The following is a 24280-nucleotide window of genomic DNA, read 5'->3' on the forward strand; positions in this document are numbered from 1 at the left end:
TGATCGCTCAAAAGCGGATCTCGTCGGCGCTTGTGAGCTTCACAAACGCTCCGGACAGGGTCGCATTGTGATGCTCGATAATTGCCTTGGCCTTCAGCGCCGGTGTGTCCATGCAGGTATGGCCGTCTTCTGGCAGTACCACGGAAAAACCCAGTTCCACGGCGACCCGGCAGGTGGTGTCGATGCAGAACTGGGTTTTCATGCCGGCGATCACCAACTCCTTGACCTGCGCCGCTCTCAACTGCTGCTCCAGCTCCGTGCCGAGGAAGCAGCTGGGGCGGGTCTTGTTGAACAGGCGGTCGCGGGATTCGTCCACCTGCAGCGCAGGCCACAGCTGCCAGAGCGGGCTACCGGCTTCAATCGGCGAACCTGCCGGTCCGGTGTGGCGGGCCACGAAGATCGGGGCGCCGGCAGCGCGCGCGCGTCCGATCAGTTGGTTGAGTGTGGCGAGTACGCGTTCGCGCTCGAAGGGCTTTTCCGGGCCATCGTACAGGCCGTTTTGCATGTCGATGATCAGCAGGGCGTCAGCCATGGTGTTGCTCCTTGTGATTGCCAGCGGGCGGAGCAATAAAAAGGCCCCGTCCATTGCTGGCGGGGCCTTGGGTTGAATCTGTGAAGTGTCTAGCTCATGCACCCACAGCCACCGCGCGACCCGCCGTAAGCGGTCGTGGTGGTGGTACGGGTGAGGGCGAGCTGGATAAAGTTCATGGCCCGATCATGCTGGGACGGGCGAAGGGCTGTCAACGGGCAAAAGGGCATTTCGTGCAGCCACCAGGAATTCATCCGACAGGCTATTGCCCCGTGTCGCACGCGCCAGGGTTACTGCGCCGACCATCATCGCGTATTGGGCCAGCAGGGTTTGACGATCTCCGTCCTCCAGCTGCGCGAAGATCTCCAGCGACTTTTCCACGCCTTCTATAAAGGTGTGCTGCAAAGCCGTCTCGGCGGGTTCATGGCACATGTCCGGGGCAAAGGCCGACACTGGGCAGCCGTCGCCGGGATTGTCACGGTGGGAGGCGGTCAAATAAGGCCCCAGCACCGCCTGGCGGGCGGCCTGTTGGTCTTCGCTGCGGTCGATCTTGGCCTGCCAGCCCAGGTTCGCGACCTCGAACGCCTGTTGGCAGGCCTCGGTGGCCAGGGCTTCCTTGGAGTCGAAATGCCCGTAAAAGCCACCGTGGGTCAGGCCGGCGGCGGCCATCACGTCCGACAGGCTGATACCGTGCAGTCCGCGTTCGCGGAACAGATGCGTGGCGGCCTCGACGATGATTTCGCGGTTGAGTTCAGCTTGTTTGCGGGAAACGCGAGGCATGGCGGGGCTCTCTGGATAACGGTGGGCGCTGGGCTCAAACTACAGGTTTGAGCGCGATTCTAAAATAGATTTGTGCGGGAATGTATATTCGACATTCCGCCGCATGCCGCGAAACCCGCTGTGTACAGGTGCCCCTGCGTGCCTGTAACGCACCACCGTTCCTCAGCTAAGTCTTTGCTTATTCAGAAGAATCCCGGACAATCCGGCCCCTTCTATGGTCGGGGCGCTGCCTGTCAGGTTTTTCTGACTCGTCCCGGCCGTGTAAATGCGGAGATCCGACCGGATGAATGATCAGGCCAATAGCGTCGACGAACGCTATGCAACGACACCTGCAACCCTCACGAGCTGGAGCCGCCAGGACACCACCTGGATGCTTGGCCTGTTCGGCACCGCCATTGGCGCCGGCACGCTGTTCTTGCCGATCAACGCGGGCCTGGGAGGCTTCTGGCCACTGGTGATCCTCGCGCTGCTGGCATTCCCGATGACGTTCTTTGCTCACCGTGGCCTGACCCGCTTCGTTTTGTCCGGCCGTGAAGGCTCCGACATTACCGACGTAGTGGAAGAACACTTCGGCATCACGGCCGGTGCGCTGATCACGCTGCTGTACTTCTTTGCAATCTTCCCGATCCTGCTGATCTACAGCGTGGCGTTGACCAACACGGTCGGCAGTTTCATGGAGCACCAGCTGCACATCATGCCGCCGCCACGGGCGATCCTGTCATTCGTGCTGATCCTCGGCCTGCTGGCCGTGGTGCGTTGCGGTGAGCAAGTGATCGTCAAGGCCATGAGCCTGATGGTGTATCCGTTTATCGTCGCCTTGCTGTTCCTGGCGGTGTACCTGATCCCGCACTGGAACGGCGGCATCCTCAGCACCGCCAGCGTGGTGCCGGCGCCGTCCGCGCTGCTCAATACCCTGTGGCTGGCGATTCCGGTGATGGTGTTCTCGTTCAACCATTCGCCGATCATCTCGGCCTTTGCGGTTGACCAGAAGCGCCAGTATGGGATCCACGCTGATGAGCGCAGCTCGCAGATCCTCTCCCGCGCGCACCTGTTGATGGTGGCGATGGTGCTGTTCTTTGTGTTCAGTTGCGTGCTGACCCTGTCGCCGGCGCAGTTGGCCGAAGCGAAGGCGCAGAACCTGTCGATCCTGTCGTACCTGGCCAACCACTTCAATAATCCGACCATCGAGTTTGCAGCGCCGTTGATCGCGTTTGTGGCGATTGCCAAGTCGTTCCTGGGGCATTACATCGGTGCGAGTGAAGGTCTCAAGGGGCTGGTGCTTAAGACTGGTCGTCGCCCGAGTGCCAAGCGTCTGGACCGCATGACGGCCGCGTTCATGCTGGTGGTGTGCTGGATCGTTGCGACGTTGAACCCAAGCATTCTCGGCATGATTGAGGCGCTGGGTGGTCCGATCATTGCTTCGATCCTGTTTCTGATGCCGATGTATGCCATCCGTAAGGTGCCGGCTATGGCCAAGTACCGTGGGCAGGCGTCCAATGTGTTTGTCACGGCGGTGGGGTTGGTGGCGATCAGTGCGGTGGTTTATTCGTTTTTTGCTTGAGGCTGTGCGGGGCTAGCTTCACTGCGATAGCGGTGGTTCGGTGTGCATATCCGTTGCTGCGGTAACGGCTAAAATTGGTTCCGCTCTTACAGCGGGTCACTTTTGGAAGAGCGCCAAAAGTAACCAAAAACGCTTCGCCCCAACACTCGGCACCTCGCTTAGGCTCGGTGTGCCCTCACTCCGGCTTGAATCCGTGGGCCGCCGTCATGGGCCATCCTTGGCCCAGGACGGCTAACCCGGCGTCCTGCCGGGTTACCCACGGATTCAAGCCTGCGTTCGGCCAGCGTGTTTGACGGGGCGCCGAAGATCAAAAGCAAAAGCGCGGCGGCCTGGTGGCCGACCGGCTTCTGGAAGCTGGTCTCGGTCCAAATGTGGGAGCGGGCTTGCTCGCGAAAGCGGTGCGTCAGCAATTACATCTCTAACTGATCCACCGCTTTCGCGAGCAAGCCCGCTCCCACAATTTAGATCTCCTACATCAGGCAGATATCAAACGGCTCTGGCTCTGGCTCTGGCTCTGTTTTTGATTTTGATCTTAGGCGCCCCATTAAACACGCTGGCCGGAATTCGGCAGGGATTTGGGGGGTAAACCGGCAGGGATGCCGGTTTAGCCGCCCCGCGCCATGGATGGCGCGTGGCGGCGGCCCCCCAAATCACTGTCGGATTACGGGCATACCGAGCCTAGGCGAGGTACCGAGTGTTGGGGCAAGAGCCCTTTGGTTACTTTGGGCTGGGCCGGCATTCCGGCTCTTTTCCAAAGTGACCCGCCGTAAGGGCGGAACCAATACCAGCCGTTACCCAAATAACGGATATGTACCCGGTCTCACCCATATCCCAGGCATAAAAAAACGCCGCGTACCTCACGATACGCGGCGCCTCTTCACATCAACACCTTAGGCTTGAATCACCGGAATGTTGGCGCTAGCTGCGATCTTGCGGAACTCAGCAATCTGGTCGAAGTTCAGGTAGCGATAAACGTCACTGGCCATGGTGTCCAGTTTCGCCGCGTAGCCCATGTACTCTTCGACGGTCGGCAGGCGACCCAGGGTAGAAGCCACTGCCGCCAGCTCGGCCGAAGCCAGGTAGACGTTAGCGCCGTCACCCAGACGGTTCGGGAAGTTACGGGTCGACGTCGATACCACGGTCGAATTCGGCTCTACACGTGCCTGGTTACCCATGCACAGCGAGCAGCCCGGCATTTCCATGCGCGCGCCAGCCTTGCCGTAGATGCCGTAGTAGCCTTCCTCGGTCAACTGGTGAGCGTCCATCTTGGTCGGCGGCGACAGCCACAGACGGGTTGGCAGCTGACCCTTGACCTGCTCCAGCAGCTTACCGGCAGCGCGGAAGTGACCGATGTTGGTCATGCACGAACCGATGAACACTTCGTCGATCTTCTCGCCAGCAACGCTCGACAGCAGACGGGCATCGTCCGGGTCGTTCGGTGCGCAGAGGATCGGCTCGTTGATCTCGGCCAGGTCGATCTCGATGATTTCAGCGTATTCCGCGTCGGCATCGGCTTCCATCAGCTCAGGGTTCTTGACCCAGGCTTCCATCGCTTGGGCGCGACGTTCCAGGGTGCGCGGGTCACCGTAGCCTTCGCCGATCATCCAGCGCAGCAGGGTGATGTTGGAGTTCAGGTACTCGGTGATCGACTCTTTCGACAGCTTGATGGTGCAACCGGCAGCCGAACGTTCAGCCGAGGCGTCGGACAGCTCGAAAGCCTGTTCCAGCGTCAGGTCGTTCAGGCCTTCGATTTCCAGGATGCGGCCGGAGAAGGCGTTCTTCTTGCCTTTCTTCTCTACGGTCAGCAGACCCGATTGGATCGCGTAGTAAGGAATGGCATGAACCAGGTCACGCAGGGTGATGCCAGGTTTCATCTTGCCTTTGAAGCGCACCAGGATCGATTCCGGCATGTCCAATGGCATGACGCCAGTGGCTGCGGCGAACGCGACCAGGCCAGAACCGGCCGGGAACGAGATGCCCATCGGGAAACGGGTGTGGGAGTCACCACCGGTACCCACGGTGTCCGGCAGCAGCATGCGGTTCAGCCAGCTGTGGATGATGCCGTCGCCTGGACGCAGCGATACACCGCCACGGGTCATGATGAAGTCAGGCAGGGTGTGGTGGGTGGTCACGTCGATCGGCTTTGGATAGGCCGCGGTGTGGCAGAACGACTGCATCACCAGGTCGGTCGAGAAGCCCAGGCACGCCAGGTCTTTCAGTTCGTCACGGGTCATAGGACCGGTGGTGTCCTGGGAACCGACGGTGGTCATCTTCGGTTCGCAGTAGGTGCCAGGACGAACGCCTTTGCCTTCTGGCAGGCCGCAGGCCTTGCCGACCATTTTCTGTGCCAGGGTGAAGCCTTTGCCGGTGTCGACAGGTGCTTCTGGCAGCTTGAACAGGTCGGTTGGGCCCAGGCCCAGTTCGGCACGCGCCTTGTCGGTCAGGCCACGGCCGATGATCAGCGGGATACGGCCGCCGGCGCGGACTTCGTCCAACAGCACCGGGGTCTTCATTTCGAAGGTGGTGATGACTTCGTCGGTACCGTGCTTGCAGACTTTGCCTGCGTGCGGGTACAGGTCGATCACGTCGCCCATGTTCATGTTGCTGACGTCGAACTCGATTGGCAGTGCGCCCGCATCTTCCATGGTGTTGTAGAAGATTGGAGCGATCTTGCTGCCGAAGCAGAAGCCGCCAGCGCGCTTGTTCGGCACGTAGGGCACGTCGTCGCCGAAGAACCACAGCACGGAGTTGGTCGCGGATTTACGCGAGGAACCGGTACCGACCACGTCACCGACGTAGGCGATCGGGAAGCCTTGGCCGCGCATTTCTTCGATCTGCTTCATCGGGCCGGTCTTGCCTTGCTCGTCCGGCACGATGCCTTCACGGGCCATTTTCAGCATGGCCAGGGCGTGCAGCGGGATGTCTGGACGGGACCAGGCGTCAGGCGCAGGGGACAGGTCGTCGGTGTTGGTTTCGCCAGTGACCTTGAAGACGCGCAGGCTGATCTTGTCGGCCAGGGTAGGGCGGTTGCGGAACCACTCGCCGTCAGCCCAGGACTGGATCACGGCTTTGGCGTGCTCGTTGCCGTTACGGGCTTTTTCAGCCACGTCGTGGAACGCATCGAACATCAGCAGGGTGTGCTTGAGTTGGGCAGCGGCGACAGGTGCCAGTGTGGCGTCGTCCAGCAGCTCGACCAGGGTCACGATGTTGTAGCCGCCTTGCATGGTGCCAAGCAGTTCAACGGCGCGTTTCTTGTCGATCAGGGGGGAAGTGGCTTCGCCCTTGGCCAGGGCAGACAGGAAACCGGCCTTGACGTAGGCAGCTTCGTCAACGCCTGGTGGAATGCGGTTGGTGATCAGGTCAACGAGGAATTCTTCTTCGCCAGCCGGAGGATTTTTCAGCAGCTCGACCAGGCCTGCGGTTTGTTCGGCGTTAAGCGGCTGGGGAACAATACCCAGGGCTGCACGCTCTTCGATATGTTTGCGGTAGGCTTCAAGCACAGTTATTACCCTCATCAGTGGTCCCACGGGACGCTCATCCAGAAATGAACGGCACGCATGCGCTCGGGGGCTTTTTGGGCCGCAAAGCCAGCGCTGCCGGCATTCCTCACAGAAGCTGCTTTCAAAGTTTTACGCCTGCAGAACGGAGCTGATGAGGGTTGGCGAGGGCATTGACCTACCGAGTCATTGACCATCGCCAACACCGTTCTGAAGGAACGACTGTGCTCGTGACGCTTTGAAAACAGCTTCCAGCGGATTATTGGCGCCTTACAAGGCCGGATGATTCTACGGCAAAAAATTTCTAAAGGTAAGTTGCCTCGCCAAGTTTGCAGGGTGATGAAGGTTAGACAAAGGGCTAACATGGCGCATTGTTTCGCTGATTTGCGTGCCGTTGCCCATGTCCAACCAAACCATCAAGACCCCCTGCGTCGGCCTGTGCTCCACGGTCTATGGCGATCTCGTGTGCCGTGGCTGCAAGCGTTTCCACCACGAAGTGATCCAGTGGAATGGCTATAACGAAGAGGAAAAACGTGCGGTCTGGCTGCGCTTGGAGCAGCTGTTGGTGCAGGTAATGGCCGGCAAACTGGAGGTTTTCGACCCCAAGACCCTGCGCGGCCAGTTGGAACAGCGCAAGATCCGCTTCGTGCCGCACCAGTCCGAGTACTGCTGGGCCTACCAGTTGATCGCTCGTGGGGCACGGGTGATCAACAACCTGGAGGCCTACGGCATGGTGTTGCTTCCGGAGTTCCGCCACTGGCCCTTGCCGGACCTGCGCGATGCCATTGATCGGGAGTTCTTTATCCTGTCCGAGGCGCATTACCAGCGTTATATCGCGCCAAGCTTCCTCAAGGATGCGTTTACAGGCTAAAAACACACATCCAAATGTGGGAGCGGGCTTGCTCGCGAATGCGGTCTATCAGTTACATCATCAATAACTGAACCACCGCATTCGCGAGCAAGCCCGCTCCCACAGGAGATCTTCATTGCCGCAAGGTTTGCTATCAGGGCTTGGTAGCCAGTTCTTCCAAGTGATCTATCAGCGTCTGTGGCTTTAGCACCAGCACGTCACTCTCCACGGCATCCAGTATCACCTCCGCCGTATTGCCGATCAGCGCCCCGGAAATCCCGGTGCGCGCGACGGTGCCGATGATCGTCACCGCCGCTTGCCATTTATGCGCCGCGAAGGGGATCAGCACGTCCGCCGGGCCTTCCTCGATATGCAGGTGCGAGTCGTCCACATCGAACTCGGCCTGGAACGCCTTGCATTGCTCGCGGTAGCGCGCCTCGATGGTTTCCTTGAGCTGGAACGTCGGGTCCGCTGCCGACAACATCGGCGACGGATGGGCGCTGATCACGTGCAACTGCGCCTTGGCCAGGCTGGCGATATCAAAGCCATGGTCAATGATCGAATTGTGCAGGGAGCGGTGCTCGCCATCGGTGTTGCCCACATCGATCGCCGCGAGGATCACGCCGCCCATCCACGGCGTCGCCGTCTTCACCAGCAGCACTGCCGTCGGGCAGTAGCGCAGCAATTTCCAGTCGGCGGGCGTGAGCAGGGCTTTTTTCAGCGGGCTGTCTGGAAAGTGCTGTTTGATCACCAGCCCACAGCCTTCGGCTTGCTGCACGTCGATTATGGTTTCATGCAGGCTGTCATTCCACGCCTGCTCGGTGCTGACGCTGTAGCCGTCTTCCTGCAAGCCCGACTTCAGCAGGGCCAGCAGCGCCGAGTGCTCGTGCTTCTTGTCGCAGACCAGCAAATGCAGGTGCGCGCCGGTGACCCCGGCGATCAGCTTGGCACGCTTGAGGGCCAGGCTTTCCGAATGCTCGGGCTCAATGACCACCAGGATGCTGCGGATGGCTTGCATGGTCGGGATCTCCAAAAAGGGTGGGCCTGGAACAACTATAGTTGCTGGCTGGCGCACGTCATGTTGATGCACATCAAGGCCGGTGGCTGGTGGTCTGCGGCGGGGTCGGTATAATCGCCGGCCTTTTGTGATCCTTTTGCCCGTGAGCCCGATGAACCTGCCAGAAATCCACGAATTCCTCGGTTGCCGCACCCCTGACGCCTGGGTCCAGGCCGCGCTGGCCGATCAGGACACCCTGCTGATCGACCACAAGAACTGCGAATTCAAAGCCGCCAGCACCGCCTTGAGCCTGATCGCCAAGTACCACGGCCATGTCGACCTGATCAACATGATGTCGCGTCTGGCCCGCGAAGAGCTGGTGCACCATGAACAGGTCATGCGCCTGATGAAAAAGCGCAAAGTCGAACTGCGCCAACTGCACGCCGGGCGTTATGCCTCCGGTTTGCGCAAAGTGGTGCGCAGCCACGAGCCGGTGAAGCTGGTGGACACCCTGGTGGTCGGCGCCTTTATCGAAGCGCGCAGTTGCGAGCGTTTCGAAGCGCTAGTGCCGCATTTGGACGAAGAACTCGGCAAGTTTTACTTTGGCCTGTTGAAAAGCGAGGCCCGGCACTTCCAGGGCTACCTGAAGTTGGCGTACCAGTACGGTGACGCCAAGGACATCGCCCAGGTGATCGAGCGGGTGAGGGCGGCGGAGCAGGAACTGATCGAGTCACCCGACATCGAGTTCCGCTTTCACAGTGGCGTGCCAGCCTGAGGCGACGGCCACGCCTAGCAACGCGGTGATTCCGGCCAGCAGCAGGATCACCGACTGCGTGCCCAACGGCGCCGCCAGCAGCGCAACTGCCAGGCCTGCCAAGGGTTGCGGCAGGTTGTTGAGCAGGGTGATCACGCCCACGGTCTTGCCAAAGTCCTGCACGGGGATCACGCGCTGACGGGTGCTGCGCAGGTAGACGTTGAACATCTTGTCAAAGCCGGTGACCAGCAGGAAACCCACAGCGTACAACCACACGCCGGGGCTGGCCGCCATGATCACTGCACCCACGCCGATCATCGAATACGACACGCCGCCCAGCACCTTCAAGGGCAGGCCCGCCCGCGCCAGGTAAAACAGAATCCCGATCGTCACCAGTGCGCCGGCTGCCTGCAGCAGGGCGTAGGTGTCCTTGTCCTGTGCAAACTGGCCGGTCACCATCGCCGCAGACGTGGCCAGCGTGACGCCGATGATCAGGTTCACGCCCACAGCCAAGGTAATGACCCGTTTCAACTCCGGCAGGCTACGGATATGGCCAATAGCAACCTTCAGCGGACGCAGCCAGATATCCCGGTGCTGCTCGAAGGTCTCCAGGCTGACCGTGCTGGAGCGTTGCCATATCCGCATCGCCAGGTCGGCCAGTAAGAACAGCACGGCCACCCCCAGCACTACCCAGTGCCAGGCCCATACTTCAAGCATCAACGCCGCCACCAGAGGCCCCAGCACCAGCCCGCTCTGGTCGGCGATCTGTGAATAGGAGAGGGTCTTGGCATAGCTGTACTGCTCGAAGATATGCGGCATCAGCACTTCCCGCGCCATGATGCCCTGGGTCGTCAGCACCCCGCACAGGGCCGACAGCAGCACGATCCAGTGGATACCGTCAAACACGCCATACAAGGCGACCGCCAGTACACACGCCAGCGCGCGGTAAACCTGGCTGATATGCAGGATGCGCACCGGCGCGAACTTGTCGCACAACGCGCCGCACACCGGGAACGCCAGGTAGCGGGGCAGCGACTCGACAAAGAACGCCAGCCCGGCCCACGCAACGCTCTGGGTAGTCTGGAATACGATCAGCGGCACGATAAACAGTAGAATCTGGTCCGCCAGCCGCGACAGGAACAGCGAAACAAAAAACGCCAGGTAATCCTTGCGCATACAACTCCCTGTACATGGCGTTAAAGATTGCAGGTTATTTGTTAAAAACTCTTAAAAGCATGAAGCTTCGTCGGCCGGTGCTGGCCAACTACTTTAGTTGCCCAGCTTGCCACCTATAATGCCCGCTCTTCAATCCGCGTCTGCACACTGAGAACTTATGGAAAACCTGGGACTGGGCAAGGTGTTGCTCGTTGAGGACGACGAAAAACTGGCGGGGCTGATTGCGCACTTCCTGTCGCAGCATGGTTTCGAGGTGCGCGTGGAGCACCGGGGCGACGAAGCCCTGGCCGCGTTCCTGGACGTCAAGCCGAAGATCGTCGTGCTCGACTTGATGCTGCCCGGCCAGAGCGGCCTGCATGTGTGCCGAGGGATTCGCGCAGTGTCCGACACGCCGATCGTGATCCTTACGGCCAAGGAAGACGACCTGGACCATATCCTCGGCCTGGAGTCCGGGGCCGACGACTATGTGATCAAGCCGATCAAGCCGCCGGTTCTGCTGGCCCGCCTGCGCGCCCTGCAACGGCGCCAGGCCCCGGAGCCGACCGTGCGCGGGTCGTTGGTCTTCGGGCGGCTGGCCATCGATCGCAGTTGCCGGGTGGTCAGCCTGGGGGAGGACACCATCGACCTCACCACCATGGAGTTTGAGTTGCTGTGGCTGCTGGCGAGCAACTCGGGGACGATCCTGTCCCGCGATGACATCCTCAACCGCATGCGCGGCATCGCTTTCGACGGGCTCAACCGCAGCGTCGATGTGTACATCAGCAAGCTGCGCGGCAAACTCAACGACAACCCCCGCGAGCCGGTGTGCATCAAGACCATCTGGGGCAAGGGCTACCTGTTCAACCCATTCGCGTGGGAGGCATAGATGCTGAGGCTCTATATCCGCCTGTACATCATCCTGGCGCTGGGCCTGGCGGGGGCGATCTGGCTGGTCAACTACACCTTCGACGAGCTGCTGCCCGAAGCCAATGAAACCTATAACCGCGAAGCCTTGCGCGGGCCGGCCTATGGTTTGGTCGAGCAGTTGCGGCCCTTGCTGGGTGACGCCCGTCAGGCACGCCTGGCCGAGCTGCAACCCCATTACGGCCTGCACCTCAAGCTGGTGCAGCGCGATGAACTTGCGCTTGATCAGCGTGAGCAACAGTTGCTGGCGGCCGGGCAGTTGGTGGTGCGGGGCGACTTCATGGAGTTCATCGCCAATATCGATGGCGGCCCGCAACTGCTTAATATCAAGCTGCCCGAAGAACCCAAATGGCTGTACCTGTGGGCCTACAGCCTGCTGGGGCTGAGCCTGGCGATCGTGCTGTATTTCTGGGTGCGCCCGCATTGGCGCGACCTGGAGCATATTCGCCTGGCGGCGCAACGGTTCGGTGACAACGACCTGAGTTCGCGCATCCTGCTGCCACGCCGCTCCACCGTGCGCGAACTGGCCGGGCACTTCAACCAGATGGCCGAGCGCATCGAAAGCCTGATCGCCAACCAGCGTGAACTCACCAACGCCGTGTCCCACGAACTGCGCACGCCGATTGCGCGGCTGTCGTTCGAGCTCGACCAGCTCAAGCAACAAACCGACCCGCGTCAGCGCGGCGAATTGATCGCCGACATGTACGCCGACCTGGGTGAGCTGGAAGAAATGGTGTCCGAACTGCTCACCTACGCCAGCCTGGAGCGCGGCGCCACCCAGGTCACCCGCGAGCGCATCGAGGCCCACAGTTGGCTTGACAGTGTGATTGGCAGCGTGGCCCTGGAGGCCGAGGCGGCGGGTATCCAGCTGTCGTTGCGCACGTGCGAGGTGGATTTTATCCAGATCGAACCGCGCTTTATGGCACGTGCGGTGATCAACCTGTTGCGCAATGCTATTCGCTATGCCGACCGCCGCGTCGAAGTGTCGTTGGTCAAGTTTGGCAGTGGCTATGAAGTGCGGGTGTGTGACGACGGGCCGGGTGTGCCGGAGGAAGGCCGTGCGAAGATCTTCCAGCCCTTTATGCGTTTGGACGCTAGCCGTGATCGTCGCACGGGTGGCTTTGGGCTGGGTTTGGCGTTGGTGCAGCGGGTGTCGCAGTGGCATGGCGGCCAGGTGCAGGTGCTGGATTCGGAATGGGGTGGGGCGTCGTTTCGGATGACTTGGGCGTATGCCGAGTCACTGTAGGCGCTGGCTTGCTGCGAAGGCGGCCTGACTGCCGATCACTCTCTAACTGTTGCCCCGCGATCTAAAAATGTGGGAGCTGGCTTGCCTGCGAAGGCGGCCTGACTGCCGGCCACTCTCCAACTGTCCCCCCGCGATCTAAAAATGTGGGAGCTGGCTTGCCTGCGAAAGCGGCCCGACTGCCGACCACAATCTAACTATCACCCCGCGATCTAACTGTAGGAGCTGGCTTGCCAGCGATGGCGACCTAACAGCCGACCACAATCTAACTGTCGCCCCGCGATCCAAATGTGGGAGCTGGCTTGCCTGCGAAGGCGGCCTGACAGCCGACCTGGATGCTGGATCTGATCGGGTACATATCCGTTATTTAGGTAAAGGCTTCTATTGGTTCCGCCCTTACGGCGGGTCACTTTGGAAAAGAGCCCCAAAGTAACCAAAGGGCTCTTGCCCCAACACTCGGCACCTCGCCTAGGCTCGGTGTGCCCGTAATCCGACAGTGATTTGGGGGGCCGCCGCCACGCGCCATCCATGGCGCGGGGCGGCTAAACCGGCATCCCTGCCGGTTTACCCCCCAAATCCCTGTCGAATTTCGGCCAGCGTGTTTGACGGGGCGCCTAAGATCAAAAGCAAGAGCAAGAGCAAGAGCAAGAGCAAGAGCAAGAGCAAGAGCAAGAGCAAGAGCAAGAGCAAGAGCGAGAGCAAGAGCGGCTCGCTTCGCATCGTGGGTACCGGTGGGTACGCGGTTTTGTAGGTGCTGGCAAGCCAGCACCTACAGTGTTTGATTGGGTTACCCGGTCAGAAGGTGTATTCCAAAACGCCCATCACTGAGGTCTGCAACCGTCGCTCCACAATGGGGCTCTTGCCGGCTTCGTCCGCCAGGTATTGTACGTCCAGCAAGGTCGAGAACTGGGTGTGTTCGCTGATGGGCAGGCTCCACGACAGGTTCAGGCCGTTGCTGATGTTGCCGGCGCCAGCCTTGTAGGCTTTGAAGCGGCTGCGGGCGGCTTGGCCGGTGGTGACGCCATACCAGGTCTGCAGGTAGTCGCGGTCGCCAAAATGGCTGCTGAGGCTGGCATCCACGGAGCCGTAGCGGCCTTCGTAAAGGTTCGTGCCCAGGCTCAGTTCCAAATGGGTGAACGCCTTGCCACTGTCTTTGTGGTCATCTTCCTTGAGTGCATGTTCCAGGGTGGCGCCGACAATTGCGCTGCCGAGGTTGTAGCTGGCACTCACGCCCACTTGCGGGCGTGACTTGATTTCGCCCATGCCCTTGAGGCGCTTGGAGCCGGCGTGCATTGACTCGTTCTTATCCTTGCGTGAGGCGCTGGCGCCGACGTAAGCACTGAAGCTCAAGGCATTGCCTTCGTAGCCCCAGCCCAGGCCTTTGTCGGTGTCGAGGAAGATTCCCCATGGGCTGACGACGGCCCCGCCGAAAATGGGCGCGGTCATCCGTTCGTCGCTGCCGCTGTAGCGTGGCAGGTTGGCCACGCCGGCCTTGAGGGTGTAGGTCCAGTCCTCTGCCAGCACTGGGTTGGCGCCTGCGAGCAAGCACAGTGAGGTGATGGACAGGCAGAGGTGTTTGGAGGGCATCAGGGTTTTCATGGGGGTTAGAAACTCAGGGGTGGATGGGTGCGTTTGAAGGAGTAGCCCGAGGCGCTCAGGCCGTTGACTTGGCGGCTGACGGTGTCGCCCAGGCCATAGCCGTTGCCGGCGAGTACGGCGTGGGCATTGTCCACGGGCAGCAGGATGTAGTCGGTCAGCGGTTCGTCATGCAGTTGGCCGCGGATCACCAGGAAGCCGTCTTCCAGGCGCACGCTGATGCCGCTCAACGGCGCGTCGGGTTCATGGGTGTTGAGCACTTGGTAAGTGCCGACGGTGTCGGCCCAGGCCATGGGCAGCGGCGGTGGCTGGATGCGTTCACCGATGGCGATGCGCTGCCCGTGGCTGCGCGCGGTGAGCATCTGCCGGCCTTGCACGGTGATCACGTCGAGTTGTATGCGGCCGAGTTCACCGAGGTCCTTGAGCCAGAAACCCAGGACCTTTTTTTGCGCACGCAGCCAGCCGTGATCGTCACGCAGTAGCTCGAAGTCATAGCCGGCGAGTTCGCCGTGCAGCCGATTGGCGTCATCGCGAATGCGGAACACGCCCCAGGCAGTCGCGTAGAACCCGGCCAGGCGCTGGCGGTCGATGGCGGCCGGCACCTGGCGCAACTTGAGCCCATGGCGGGGCGCCTGGCAGTCGTCGCTGCACACGGGCTCGCCGGTGTGGGCCTGGAGCATTAGGCGCAGGGTGTCGGTGGCCAGTGTGGCGACCAGGTCTTCGGCATTGCTGTCGTTGGCCATGATGATCACCGCCAGTTGCTGGTCGGGCAGCAGGGTCAGTTGCGCGGCAAAGTCATCGCCGCCGCCGCTGTGCTGGTAGGTACGAATCCCAGGGCCGATCGGCTCGTCACCGCACGGCGCCAGGAACCACGCCAGGCCGATCTGGCAATCGAAGTCGAGGGCGTTGCCGGTGTTCTGCTGGGTGAACATTTCATCGATGGAACGACGGGCCATCACCCGATCGCCCTTGTACAGGCCTTCGCCGAACAGCATCTGCACGTAATGGCTGAGGTCCTTGGGGCTGGCCCACGCGCCACCGGCGGCCAGGTCGCGCACCTGTGCATCGGTGCTGGCGATGCCCTCCTGATAGCCCTGGGCGCGATAGCCTACTTGCGCGGCGGTGCCGACAAAACTCGTGTGGTGCATCTCCAGTGGCTTGAGCAAACTGTGTTGCAACTGGGTTTCAAAGTCCTTGCCACTGCTGCGCTCGATAGCTGCGCCCACCAGCGCATAACCCAGGTTGGAATACGCCACCTGCGTGCCAGGCGGTGTGCTCAGCCAAACGCCGGACACGCGCATGGGCATCTGCCCCATGGCGAAGCTGTTGCGCAGGTCGCGCAGGTGTTCACTGGGCAAGCCGGATTGATGGCTGAGCAGGCGCCGCAAGGTGATGTCACGGTCAGCGGCCTGCTGGTCGGTGTGGAAGCGCGAGCGCACATAGAACTCGCGCAAGGTCTGCTGGATCGGGGCATCCAGTGCCAGCCGCTGCTGTTCAACCAGTTGCAGGGCAGCGCTGGCGGTGAGCAGCTTGGAGATCGCACCGGCACGGAAGGCGGTGTTCGGCGTTACCGGCAGGCCCAGGGCTTTGTCGGCCATGCCGAACCCACGGGCCCAGATCAACTCCTGGCCGTTGACCAGGGCAATCGACAAACCGGGCACATTGGCCTGGGCCATGTCGCGGGGAATCCGGGTTTGCAGGTAGCGGATGATCGCGCTGTAGTCGCCCTTGGGGATCGGCGGCGGGGCAGGGGGTTGCCCGTGGCAGCCAAGGCTGCCCAACAGGCAACCGAGCAACGGAATACCGCGCAATGTGCGAAGCATGAAGAGCACCCGGCAGGTGGTTTGGATGCTCGAATGCTAGGGGCGCAACGCCCAGCGGTCTTTGGCAGCTTTGTCGAGAAACTGTCAAAGACTGTTAACGGCTCAGGCCGTTACGTTCATGCCATTGGGCGATAGACTCTTCAGGGTACTCCTCGAACTGCAGGTCACCCTTGCGCACCGTGACCTCCACCCACGGCGCCTTCGACCCCAGCATCAGGTGCGTATGCTCCGGCGGCACCGGCAACGGCGTGTCGATGGCCGAGGCAAACGGGTGGATCAACTCCGGCCACTCCGGGCTGAACAACCACAAGGCGCTGCCGCATTGCGAACAGAAGTGCCGTTCGGCAGTGCTTGCATGGGCACGGCTGGCGCCTTCGGGCTTGAGCCTGGCGTGGTAGATCGAAATGAGTTTGCGCCCGCGCACCTTCAGGCTTTGGGTATCGCCGGCGAGGTTGATCGCATAACCGCCACCGCCCTGGGTCTTGCGACAGATCGAGCAGTAGCAACGCTGGTACGGGTAGGGGTGGGCGCTGTCGAGGCTGAACGTCACGGCGCCGCAATGGCAGGAACCTTCAAGCTGCATGGGCTGACTCCTTTGGTAAGGTGACTGATCAGCTTAGGCGCTTTGCGGCATCAACGTGGCGATCAACGCACGAATGGTGCCGGGCAACGCCTCCAGCTCCCGCACCAGGATGCTGCGTTCGCGAATCGCCCAGGGCTCGTCAAGCTTCACCGCGACCAATTGCATGGTGCGGCTGTGGCGCACAGCGGCGGACTCCGGAATGATGCCAATGCCCACGCCGGCCTCGACCATCCGGCAGATCGCCTCGAAGCTCGAGACCTGGATACGCAGCGACAAATGCTTGCCCAGCCGCTCGACGTGTTCGCGCAAGAAGCTCAGCAAGGTGCTGCCTTCATGCAGGCCGATATGCTGGTAGGCGAGGGTCTGTTCCAGGGTCACCGAGGCTTGCTCCGCCAGCGGGTGGCCGACCGGCACCATCAACACCAATTCATCCGTGCTGAAATGCAGCACCTGCAAACCCGCCGCTTCCACAGGCCCGGCAATAATGCCCATGTCGCTGGTGCCATCGAGCACGCCGCGTACGATGTCGCGGGACAGGCGCTCCTGCAGGTCGACGGTCACGCCGGGACGTTGCGACAGGAACCCCGCCAGCACTTCGGGCAAGAATTCGGTGACCGCCGTGGTGTTGGCGAAGATGCGGATGTGCCCGGCCGAGTCCACGCCGTACTGGGTGAATTCGCTCTTTAGGTAGTCGACCTGGCGCATGATCAGCCGCGCATGGTGCAGCAAGCGCTCGCCGGCCGGGGTGATTTCCACGCCACGGCTGTCGCGGTACAGCAGGCGCGTGTCGAGCTGGCCTTCGAGGGCCTTGATTCGCGCACTGGCGGCGGCCGGCGAGAGGAACGCGCGCTTGGCGCCCTGGGTCAGGCTGGGGGATTCGGCGATATGGATAAACAGGCGCAGGTCGGCCAGATCGAAGTGCATGCAAGACTCCCAGACGTTCTTAAGACCTGTGGGAGCCGGCTTGCCGGCGATAGCGGTCATCTTGACACACCGCTATCGCGGGCAACCCAGCTCCAGGGAATAGGGTTGTAATAGAGGACGGCGTTCAGCATAACCGAACGCTGGTTTATTGAAATGCAAATTCTCAGAACGGGCACGCGCTTGCATGATCCGGGGCAGACACTCACTGCCCGAGGACCTGCACCCGATGAGCGCCACCGATTGGATCGGCCGAAGCGAGACCGCCCACGACCACCTCAGCCATAACCTGCTCAAACGCATCGCCGCCACCTTCGGCGAGGCAGTGCCCGCGGATGGCGCGGCTATACCGCCGCTGTGGCAGTGGTGTTTCTTCCAGGACCCGCTGCCGGAAGCCGCCCTGGGCACCGACGGTCACCCGGCCCGTGGCGGTTTCCTGCCGCCGGCCGACAACCGCAATCGCATGTGGGCCGGCGGGCGTATTGAGTTCATTCATGCGCTGCGTGCCGGTGAGGCGGCAACCCGCGTGTCGACCATCACCCAAGTGGAAGAAAAGACCGGACGCACCGGCTCGCTGCTGTTCGTCACCGTGCGCCACGACTACTCCCAGGAGGGCCGCCTGGCGATCCGTGAAGAACAGGACATCGTCTACCGCGAACCCACACCGCCCAAGCCAGGCAGTGGTGAGGCGCTGGAGCCGGGCGAATGGCGAGAAACGGTGGAACCCACGTCAACCCTGCTGTTTCGCTACAGCGCCGTGACGTTCAACGGTCACCGCATTCACTACGACTACCCCTATGTGACCGGCACCGAAGGCTATTCAGGCCTGGTGGTGCACGGCCCGCTGATCGCCACTCTGAGCCTGCGCGCATTTTGCCGTGCCCACCCCGACGCCACCTTGCGCCGTTTCGCCTACCGCGGCGTGCGCCCGTTGATTGCGCCGCAACCCTTTGAAGTGGGCGGCCGCGTGACCGAAGCCGGTGTGGCACAGCTGTGGGCCGGCAACGCCGATGGCCTGGCGCAGCAAGCCCACGTGCATTTCGAATAATCCAAGAACAACAGGCGGAGAGCCGTTACATGAACCCCAATGACAATGAAGAACTCAATGCCATCCGCGAAGGCGTGCGCGCCTTGTGCGCAGAATTCGATGCAGCCTACTGGCGCAAGATCGATGAAGAGAAAGGCTTTCCCGAAGCCTTCGTCAAGGCGCTGACTGACGCTGGCTGGCTGTCGGCGATGATCCCCGAAGCGTACGGCGGTTCCGGCCTGGGCCTGGCCGAGGCCTCGGTGATCCTCGAAGAAGTGAACCGTTGCGGCGGCAACTCCGGCACCGTGCACGGCCAGATGTACAACATGTTCACCTTGCTGCGCCATGGCAGCGAAGCGCAAAAAAGCTTCTACCTGCCCAAGCTCGCCAGCGGCGAATTGCGCCTGCAGTCCATGGGCGTGACCGAGCCCACCACCGGCACCGACACCACCAAGATCAAGACCACCGCGATCAAACGTGGCGACAAATACGTGATCAACGGCCAGAAAGTCTGGATCTCGCGGGTGCAGCATTCCGACCTGATGATCCTGCTGGCGCGCACCACGCCACTGGCCGAGGTGAAGAAAAAGTCCGAAGGCATGTCGATTTTCCTGGTGGACCTGCGCGAAGCCATCGGCAACGGCCTGACCGTGCAGCCCATCGCCAACATGGTCAACCACGAGACCAACGAGCTGTTCTTCGACAATCTGGAGTTGCCGTTGGACAGCCTGATCGGCGAGGAAGGCAAGGGCTTCAAATATATCCTCGATGGCCTCAACGCCGAACGCACGCTGATCGCCGCTGAATGCATCGGCGACGGTCGCTGGTTCATTGAAAAGGCCAGCGCCTATGCCCGCGACCGCGTGGTGTTTGGCCGGCCCATCGGGCAGAACCAGGGCGTGCAGTTCCCGATTGCCGAAGCGCATATCGAGATCGAGGCGGCGGACCTGATGCGCTGGCGCGCCTGCGAGGAATACGACAGCGGCAAGAATGCCGGCGCGAGCGCGAACATGGCCAAATACCTGGCCGCCAAGGCGTCCTGGGAGGCGGCCAATGCCTGCCTGCAAACCCACGGCGGCTTCGGGTTTGCCTGTGAATATGACGTGGAGCGCAAATTCCGCGAGACGCGCCTGTACCAAGTGGCGCCGATCTCCACCAACCTGATCCTGTCCTACGTGGCCGAGCATTTGCTCGAACTGCCACGCAGCTTCTGAGGGCGCGACCATGAGCCATACCCAAGCCTTGTGTCGGTTCCTTGCCGAGTTGAACGACACGCAACTGCCTGAAGAGGTGCTGGCGCGCACCGAAGACCTGTATCTGGATTGGCTGGCGTCGGCGCTGGCGAGCCAAGGCGCGCACCCGATTCCATTGTTCGAACGCTATGCACAGAAGATGGGCCCGAGCAGCGGCCCAGCGCAGGTGATCGTCAATGGCGCCAGCACCAGCGCGTATTTTGCCGCGCTGGTCAACGGCGCTTCGTCCCACTTGGTGGAGCAGGATGACCTGCACAACAGCTCCGTATTGCACCCGGCGACCGTGGTGTTTCCAGCGGCGCTGGCGGCGGCTCAGGACCTCGGCAGATCCGGTCGCGATTTGCTGCTGGCTTCGGTGGCCGGCTATGAGGCCGGTATCCGTATCGGCGAATTCATGGGCCGCTCCCACTACCGCATCTTTCACACCACCGCGACCGTTGGCACGTTGGCGGCGGCGGTTGCCGTGGGCAAGTTGCTGGATTTCAACGAAGAGCAGTTCATCAACCTGCTCGGCAGCGCCGGCACCCAGGCCGCCGGGCTGTGGGAGTTCTTGCGCGACGCCGCCGACTCCAAGCAACTGCACACGGCCAAGGCCGCAGCAGATGGTTTGCTCGCCGCTTACCTGACGGCGGATGGGCTGACCGGCGCGCGCAATATCCTTGAAGGCGACCAGGGCTTGGCGGCAGGCATGTCCAGTGATGCCGAGCCGAGCCGGTTGTCTGCCGACCTCGGCAGCCGCTGGGCGCTGCTGGAAACCTCATTCAAGTTCCACGCTTCGTGCCGCCACACCCATCCTGCCGCCGATGCGTTGTTGGATCTGATGCAACGCGAAGGCCTTGCCGCTGCCGACATCGCCCAGGTGGAAACGCGCGTGCACCAGGGCGCCATCGATGTGCTGGGGCGGGTGACCGTGCCGACCAGTGTGCACCAGGCCAAATTTTCCATGGGCACGGTGCTGGGCCTGATCGCTGTGCATGGCAAGGCCGGACTCACGGAATTTCATGAGCAGGCACTGACCGACCCGGCCGTCTCGCGCTTTCGCGACAAGGTCAGCATGACCCTCGACCCCGACGTTGACCGCGCCTACCCACAACGCTGGCTTGGCCGCGTCACCGTCACCACCCTCGATGGCCGCACGCTGCACGGCGCCATCGACGAGCCCAAGGGCGATCCGGGCAACACCCTGAGCCGCGAAGAATTGGCGGATAAATTCCAGCGTCTCACCCGGTTCAGCGGCGCACGCACCTCGGCCCAGGCCGAAGGATTGATCGAAAAGGTCTGGGACTTGCGCAACGCCGCGTCCATGACCGGCTGGCTTTGAGGAACTGTCATGACTCATCAACGACCGTTGGACGGCATCACCGTTGTCAGCCTGGAACACGCGATTGCCGCGCCATTCTGCACCCGTCAGTTGGCGGACCTGGGCGCCCGTGTGATCAAGGTCGAGCGCCCGGGTGCCGGCGACTTTGCCCGTGGCTACGACGAGCGCGTGCGCGGCCTTGCTTCGCATTTCGTGTGGACCAACCGCTCCAAGGAAAGCCTCACGCTTGACCTCAAGCAAGACGCGGCGGGCGATATTCTCGACACCCTGCTGGCGGACGCCGATGTGCTGGTGCAGAACCTGGCGCCGGGTGCCGCGGCCCGCATGGGCCTGTCGTTCGAGGCGTTGCATGCGCGCTTTCCGCGCCTGATCGTCTGCGATATCTCCGGTTACGGCGAAGGCGGGCCCTACGAGAAAAAGAAGGCCTACGACCTGCTGATCCAGAGCGAGGGCGGTTTTCTCTCGGTGACCGGCGGCCCCGGCGAAGACCAGATGGCCAAGGCCGGTTGTTCCATCGCCGACATCTCGGCGGGCATGTACGCCTACAGCGGCATCCTCTCGGCGCTGCTGTTGCGTGGCAAGACGGGCAAGGGCAGCCGCATCGACGTGAGCATGCTGGAAAGCCTGGTGGAGTGGATGGGCTACCCGATGTACTACGCGTTCGACGGCGCCCCCCAGCCACCGCGTGCCGGGGCTGCGCATTCGACGATTTATCCCTATGGGCCGTTTCCAACCGGCGACGGCGGCACGGTGATGCTGGGCCTGCAAAACGAGCGCGAGTGGGCGGCATTCTGCGACAAGGTGCTGCTCACGCCGGCATTGGCGACGGATGAGCGTTTCTCCGCCAACTTCAAACGCTCGGCCAACCGCGAGGTGCTGCGCCAGATCATCGTCGACAGCTTTGCCCAGCTTGACGCCGAAGCGGTGATCCAGCGCCTGGAGGACGCACAGATCGCCAGTGCGCGTGTCAACGATATGCACGGCGTGTGGGACCACCCGCAACTCAAGGCCCGCGACAGCTGGCGCGAAGTCGATAGCCCGGCGGGGCCGTTGCCGTCACTGCTGCCACCGGCCCGCAATGCCGCCTTTACCCCGCGCATGGACGCCGTGCCCGCGTTGGGGCAGCACAGCCAAGCCATTCTCGACCGTCTCGGCTTCAGCGCCGAAGCCATCGAGAACCTGAAAACCCGCGGCGTTATCTGACCCCGCACCCCGTTGTAGGAACCGGCTTGCCGGCGATGGCGGCCTTGAGCATGCACTGATTTCAAGGGCCTCATCGCTGGCAAGCCAGCTCCTGCATCGGGTGTGACAATAAGGAATTGTGTGATGCCAAACCCTCTTGTGCGCTCTGCGCTGTTTGTGCCCGGTAGCCGACCGGAGCGATTCTCCAAAGCCTTGGCCAGTGGCGCCGACGCAGTGATCGTGGATTTTGAAGACGCGGTCGAAGAACCGCTCAAGCGCCAGGCGCGGGACAACCTTGGCGCGTTCCTGACGGCCAACCCCAGCGCCCAGGTGTGGGTGCGCATCAATGCGCCGGAGCATGCCGAGCATTTCGCGGATGTGGCGTTCTGCAAAGCCCACTCGAACGTAGCGGGGGTATTGCTGCCCAAGGTCGAGAGCGCGGCCCAGGTCGCGTTGGTGGCGGCTAGTGGCAAAGTGATCTGGCCGATCATCGAAAGCGCGCGCGGCTTGTTGGCCGTGGCCGAAATCGCCCAGGCGCCGCAGGTGCAGCGCCTGTCGTTCGGTGGGCTGGACCTGGCGCTGGACCTGAACCTGAGCAGCAACTCCCCGGCCGCCCAGTTCGCCCTGGACCAGGCGCGCCTGGCGCTGATCGTGCATTCCCGCGCGGCGGGCCTGGTCGCACCCTTGGACGGCGTACACCCGGCCATCGACGACCCCGAGGGCCTGCGCCGTTCGATCCGGCATGCCTATGAAATGGGCTTTGCGGGGGCCCTGTGTATCCATCCCAAGCAGGTGGCGGTGATCCATGAAGCGCTGGCGCCGAGCGCTGCGGACCTGGCCTGGGCCCAACGCGTGGTAGACGCCGGCGCCCATGGGGCAGGGGCCTACCAGATCGATGGGCAGATGGTGGATGCGCCGGTGTTGCTGCGCGCACAGCGGCTGTTGGCCGCCTCTATCTAGCTGGAGAAACCGAATTAAGAATGGGGGAGCGGGCTTGCTCGCGAATGCGGTCTATCAGGTACCTATAAATTGACTGACGCTCCGCATTCGCGAGCAAGCCCGCTCCCACATTGGACCGCTGTTGTAGCTCAGATTGGCGTTCGTCCAGACCGAACGCAGGTATCAAAAAATCGAAATTCACTACACGCGCGACATCAGGCACCTTGCCCTACAACACAACAATAAGAAGGTGATTTTCCATGCTCAAGTTTTCACGGGCGCTGCTGTGCGCCGCCACCTTATTTGCCGCAGGCCTGGCCCAGGCGGCGGACCCGATTGTCATCAAGTTCGCCCACGTCGTCGCCGAAAACACCCCCAAGGGCCAGGGCGCGCTGCTGTTCAAGAAGCTCGCCGAGGAACGCCTGCCGGGCAAGGTCAAGGTCGAGGTGTACCCGAACTCGTCGCTGTTCGGCGACGGCAAGGAAATGGAAGCGCTGCTGCTGGGCGATGTGCAGATGCTGGCACCGTCCCTGGCCAAGTTCGAGCAATACACCAAGCAAGTGCAGATCTATGACCTGCCGTTCCTGTTCAACGACCTGGCCGCCGTCGACCGCTTCCAGGCCGCCCAGGGCAAAGACCTGCTGACGTCGATGCAGGACAAGAACATCCTTGGCCTGGCCTATTGGCACAACGGCCTCAAGCAACTCTCGTCGAACAAGGCACTGCATGAACCCAAGGACGCCCGTGGCCTGAAGTTCCGCGTGCAGGCTTCCAGCGTGCTCGAAGAGCAGTTCAAGGCGATCCGCGCCAACCCACGCAAGATGAGCTTTGCCGAGGTCTACCAAGGCCTGCAGACCGGCACCGTCAACGGCACCGAGAACACTTGGTCGAACTATGAAAGCCAGAAGGTCAACGAGGTGCAGAAGTACTTCACCGAGTCCAACCATGGCCTGATCGACTACATGGTGATCACCAACGCCAAGTTCTGGAACGGCCTGCCACCGGATATCCGCACCACCCTGGACCAGATCATGGTCGAGGTCACCGTCGAGGTGAACAAACAGGCCGAGGCGCTGAACCAGTCGGCCAAGCAGAAGATCGTCGACGCCAAGACCAGCGAAATCATCGAACTGACCCCGGAGCAACGCCAGCTGTGGCGCGAAGCCATGCGCCCGGTTTGGCAGAAGTTCGAGGGCGAAATCGGCGCTGACCTGATCAAGGCGGCAGACGCCTCCAACCAGTAATTGATTGCTGAAACAAACCCGACGCCTGTGGGAGCGGGCTTGCCCGCGATGGCACCACCTCGGTGTTGCTGAAAGACCGAGTTGCCCGCATCGCAGGCAAG

At 61.9% G+C, this 24280-nt stretch carries 20 protein-coding genes; 11 read left to right on the forward strand and 9 right to left on the reverse strand.

Annotated features, from left to right (window positions below):
- Window positions 1-7: 7 nt before the first annotated feature.
- A complete protein-coding gene (locus CWC48_RS24390) occupies window positions 8-532 on the reverse strand; it encodes a cysteine hydrolase family protein (protein ID WP_100490519.1) in 525 nt (174 codons plus the stop codon).
- A gap of 183 nt (window positions 533-715) precedes the next feature.
- Complete coding sequence (locus CWC48_RS24395; RefSeq protein WP_100490520.1) at window positions 716-1309, reverse strand: TetR/AcrR family transcriptional regulator; 594 nt, start codon at window positions 1307-1309, stop codon at window positions 716-718.
- Window positions 1310-1592: 283 nt separating this feature from the next.
- Here CWC48_RS24395 and CWC48_RS24400 point away from each other — a divergent pair, with 283 nt between their 5' ends.
- Window positions 1593-2870, forward strand: a complete 1278-nt coding sequence (locus CWC48_RS24400) for a serine/threonine transporter (protein WP_100490521.1) — start codon at window positions 1593-1595, stop codon at window positions 2868-2870.
- Between the two features lie 890 nt (window positions 2871-3760).
- On the opposite strand, the gene acnB is transcribed toward CWC48_RS24400, so the two are convergent.
- Window positions 3761-6370, reverse strand: coding sequence for a bifunctional aconitate hydratase 2/2-methylisocitrate dehydratase (gene acnB, locus CWC48_RS24415; RefSeq protein ID WP_078048735.1), 2610 nt, complete (start codon window positions 6368-6370; stop codon window positions 3761-3763).
- Window positions 6371-6767: 397 nt separating this feature from the next.
- Here acnB and CWC48_RS24420 point away from each other — a divergent pair, with 397 nt between their 5' ends.
- The gene (locus CWC48_RS24420; protein WP_100490522.1) at window positions 6768-7238 is read left to right on the forward strand and encodes a DUF1289 domain-containing protein; all 471 of its coding nucleotides are present in this window, start codon (window positions 6768-6770) and stop codon (window positions 7236-7238) included.
- Window positions 7239-7371: 133 nt separating this feature from the next.
- On the opposite strand, the gene CWC48_RS24425 is transcribed toward CWC48_RS24420, so the two are convergent.
- Window positions 7372-8235 (reverse strand): universal stress protein, encoded by an 864-nt coding sequence (locus CWC48_RS24425; protein WP_099492848.1) that lies wholly within the window; start codon window positions 8233-8235, stop codon window positions 7372-7374.
- Between the two features lie 151 nt (window positions 8236-8386).
- Here CWC48_RS24425 and CWC48_RS24430 point away from each other — a divergent pair, with 151 nt between their 5' ends.
- The gene (locus tag CWC48_RS24430) at window positions 8387-8989 is read left to right on the forward strand and encodes a tRNA-(ms[2]io[6]A)-hydroxylase (RefSeq protein WP_078048732.1); all 603 of its coding nucleotides are present in this window, start codon (window positions 8387-8389) and stop codon (window positions 8987-8989) included.
- Here the strand turns inward: CWC48_RS24430 and CWC48_RS24435 are convergent.
- Window positions 8945-10144, reverse strand: coding sequence for an MFS transporter (locus CWC48_RS24435; RefSeq protein WP_100490523.1), 1200 nt, complete (start codon window positions 10142-10144; stop codon window positions 8945-8947). The genes CWC48_RS24430 and CWC48_RS24435 overlap by 45 nt on opposite strands.
- Before the next feature lie 157 nt (window positions 10145-10301).
- Here CWC48_RS24435 and CWC48_RS24440 point away from each other — a divergent pair, with 157 nt between their 5' ends.
- Window positions 10302-11009, forward strand: a complete 708-nt coding sequence (locus CWC48_RS24440; RefSeq protein WP_100490524.1) for a winged helix-turn-helix domain-containing protein — start codon at window positions 10302-10304, stop codon at window positions 11007-11009.
- On the forward strand, window positions 11010-12293 hold the full coding sequence (locus CWC48_RS24445) for an ATP-binding protein (protein WP_078048729.1): 1284 nt from the start codon (window positions 11010-11012) through the stop codon (window positions 12291-12293). It begins immediately after the preceding gene.
- A gap of 792 nt (window positions 12294-13085) precedes the next feature.
- On the opposite strand, the gene CWC48_RS24460 is transcribed toward CWC48_RS24445, so the two are convergent.
- The 4 genes from CWC48_RS24460 to CWC48_RS24475 form a co-directional block, all read right to left on the reverse strand.
- On the reverse strand, window positions 13086-13877 hold the full coding sequence (locus CWC48_RS24460) for a MipA/OmpV family protein (RefSeq protein WP_100492452.1): 792 nt from the start codon (window positions 13875-13877) through the stop codon (window positions 13086-13088).
- 17 nt (window positions 13878-13894) lie between these two features.
- Window positions 13895-15709, reverse strand: coding sequence for a serine hydrolase (locus tag CWC48_RS24465; RefSeq protein ID WP_099492263.1), 1815 nt, complete (start codon window positions 15707-15709; stop codon window positions 13895-13897).
- 94 nt (window positions 15710-15803) lie between these two features.
- Window positions 15804-16292, reverse strand: a complete 489-nt coding sequence (locus CWC48_RS24470) for a GFA family protein (RefSeq protein ID WP_100490527.1) — start codon at window positions 16290-16292, stop codon at window positions 15804-15806.
- 33 nt (window positions 16293-16325) lie between these two features.
- Window positions 16326-17216 (reverse strand): LysR family transcriptional regulator, encoded by an 891-nt coding sequence (locus CWC48_RS24475; RefSeq protein WP_078048726.1) that lies wholly within the window; start codon window positions 17214-17216, stop codon window positions 16326-16328.
- Window positions 17217-17442: 226 nt separating this feature from the next.
- On the opposite strand from CWC48_RS24475, the gene CWC48_RS24480 reads away from it, so the two are divergent.
- From CWC48_RS24480 to CWC48_RS24505, 6 genes are all read left to right on the forward strand, one after another.
- Window positions 17443-18261, forward strand: a complete 819-nt coding sequence (locus tag CWC48_RS24480; RefSeq protein WP_100490528.1) for a MaoC family dehydratase N-terminal domain-containing protein — start codon at window positions 17443-17445, stop codon at window positions 18259-18261.
- A gap of 29 nt (window positions 18262-18290) precedes the next feature.
- Complete coding sequence (locus CWC48_RS24485) at window positions 18291-19454, forward strand: acyl-CoA dehydrogenase family protein (RefSeq protein ID WP_078048724.1); 1164 nt, start codon at window positions 18291-18293, stop codon at window positions 19452-19454.
- A gap of 10 nt (window positions 19455-19464) precedes the next feature.
- On the forward strand, window positions 19465-20814 hold the full coding sequence (locus CWC48_RS24490) for an MmgE/PrpD family protein (protein WP_099492259.1): 1350 nt from the start codon (window positions 19465-19467) through the stop codon (window positions 20812-20814).
- 9 nt (window positions 20815-20823) lie between these two features.
- Window positions 20824-22017, forward strand: a complete 1194-nt coding sequence (locus CWC48_RS24495; RefSeq protein ID WP_078048722.1) for a CaiB/BaiF CoA-transferase family protein — start codon at window positions 20824-20826, stop codon at window positions 22015-22017.
- Window positions 22018-22140: 123 nt separating this feature from the next.
- Window positions 22141-22956 (forward strand): CoA ester lyase, encoded by an 816-nt coding sequence (locus tag CWC48_RS24500; RefSeq protein ID WP_099492257.1) that lies wholly within the window; start codon window positions 22141-22143, stop codon window positions 22954-22956.
- 239 nt (window positions 22957-23195) lie between these two features.
- A complete protein-coding gene (locus CWC48_RS24505) occupies window positions 23196-24179 on the forward strand; it encodes a TRAP transporter substrate-binding protein (protein ID WP_078048720.1) in 984 nt (327 codons plus the stop codon).
- Window positions 24180-24280: the final 101 nt, after the last annotated feature.

It is taken from the genome of Pseudomonas sp. S10E 269 (assembly GCF_002798465.1).
In the GTDB taxonomy this organism is placed as follows: domain Bacteria; phylum Pseudomonadota; class Gammaproteobacteria; order Pseudomonadales; family Pseudomonadaceae; genus Aquipseudomonas; species Aquipseudomonas pergaminensis.

What these genes read in the sequence shown, in the direction of transcription:
- CWC48_RS24390 (WP_100490519.1), bottom strand. Translation starts at nt 532, where the DNA reads ATGGCTGACGCCCTGCTGATCATCGACATGCAAAACGGCCTGTACGAT.
- CWC48_RS24395 (WP_100490520.1), bottom strand. Translation starts at nt 1,309, where the DNA reads ATGCCTCGCGTTTCCCGCAAACAAGCTGAACTCAACCGCGAAATCATC.
- CWC48_RS24400 (WP_100490521.1), top strand. Translation starts at nt 1,593, where the DNA reads ATGAATGATCAGGCCAATAGCGTCGACGAACGCTATGCAACGACACCT.
- CWC48_RS24420 (WP_100490522.1), top strand. Translation starts at nt 6,768, where the DNA reads ATGTCCAACCAAACCATCAAGACCCCCTGCGTCGGCCTGTGCTCCACG.
- CWC48_RS24425 (WP_099492848.1), bottom strand. Translation starts at nt 8,235, where the DNA reads ATGCAAGCCATCCGCAGCATCCTGGTGGTCATTGAGCCCGAGCATTCG.
- CWC48_RS24430 (WP_078048732.1), top strand. Translation starts at nt 8,387, where the DNA reads ATGAACCTGCCAGAAATCCACGAATTCCTCGGTTGCCGCACCCCTGAC.
- CWC48_RS24435 (WP_100490523.1), bottom strand. Translation starts at nt 10,144, where the DNA reads ATGCGCAAGGATTACCTGGCGTTTTTTGTTTCGCTGTTCCTGTCGCGG.
- CWC48_RS24440 (WP_100490524.1), top strand. Translation starts at nt 10,302, where the DNA reads ATGGAAAACCTGGGACTGGGCAAGGTGTTGCTCGTTGAGGACGACGAA.
- CWC48_RS24445 (WP_078048729.1), top strand. Translation starts at nt 11,010, where the DNA reads ATGCTGAGGCTCTATATCCGCCTGTACATCATCCTGGCGCTGGGCCTG.
- CWC48_RS24460 (WP_100492452.1), bottom strand. Translation starts at nt 13,877, where the DNA reads ATGCCCTCCAAACACCTCTGCCTGTCCATCACCTCACTGTGCTTGCTC.
- CWC48_RS24465 (WP_099492263.1), bottom strand. Translation starts at nt 15,709, where the DNA reads ATGCTTCGCACATTGCGCGGTATTCCGTTGCTCGGTTGCCTGTTGGGC.
- CWC48_RS24470 (WP_100490527.1), bottom strand. Translation starts at nt 16,292, where the DNA reads ATGCAGCTTGAAGGTTCCTGCCATTGCGGCGCCGTGACGTTCAGCCTC.
- CWC48_RS24475 (WP_078048726.1), bottom strand. Translation starts at nt 17,216, where the DNA reads ATGCACTTCGATCTGGCCGACCTGCGCCTGTTTATCCATATCGCCGAA.
- CWC48_RS24480 (WP_100490528.1), top strand. Translation starts at nt 17,443, where the DNA reads ATGAGCGCCACCGATTGGATCGGCCGAAGCGAGACCGCCCACGACCAC.
- CWC48_RS24485 (WP_078048724.1), top strand. Translation starts at nt 18,291, where the DNA reads ATGAACCCCAATGACAATGAAGAACTCAATGCCATCCGCGAAGGCGTG.
- CWC48_RS24490 (WP_099492259.1), top strand. Translation starts at nt 19,465, where the DNA reads ATGAGCCATACCCAAGCCTTGTGTCGGTTCCTTGCCGAGTTGAACGAC.
- CWC48_RS24495 (WP_078048722.1), top strand. Translation starts at nt 20,824, where the DNA reads ATGACTCATCAACGACCGTTGGACGGCATCACCGTTGTCAGCCTGGAA.
- CWC48_RS24500 (WP_099492257.1), top strand. Translation starts at nt 22,141, where the DNA reads ATGCCAAACCCTCTTGTGCGCTCTGCGCTGTTTGTGCCCGGTAGCCGA.
- CWC48_RS24505 (WP_078048720.1), top strand. Translation starts at nt 23,196, where the DNA reads ATGCTCAAGTTTTCACGGGCGCTGCTGTGCGCCGCCACCTTATTTGCC.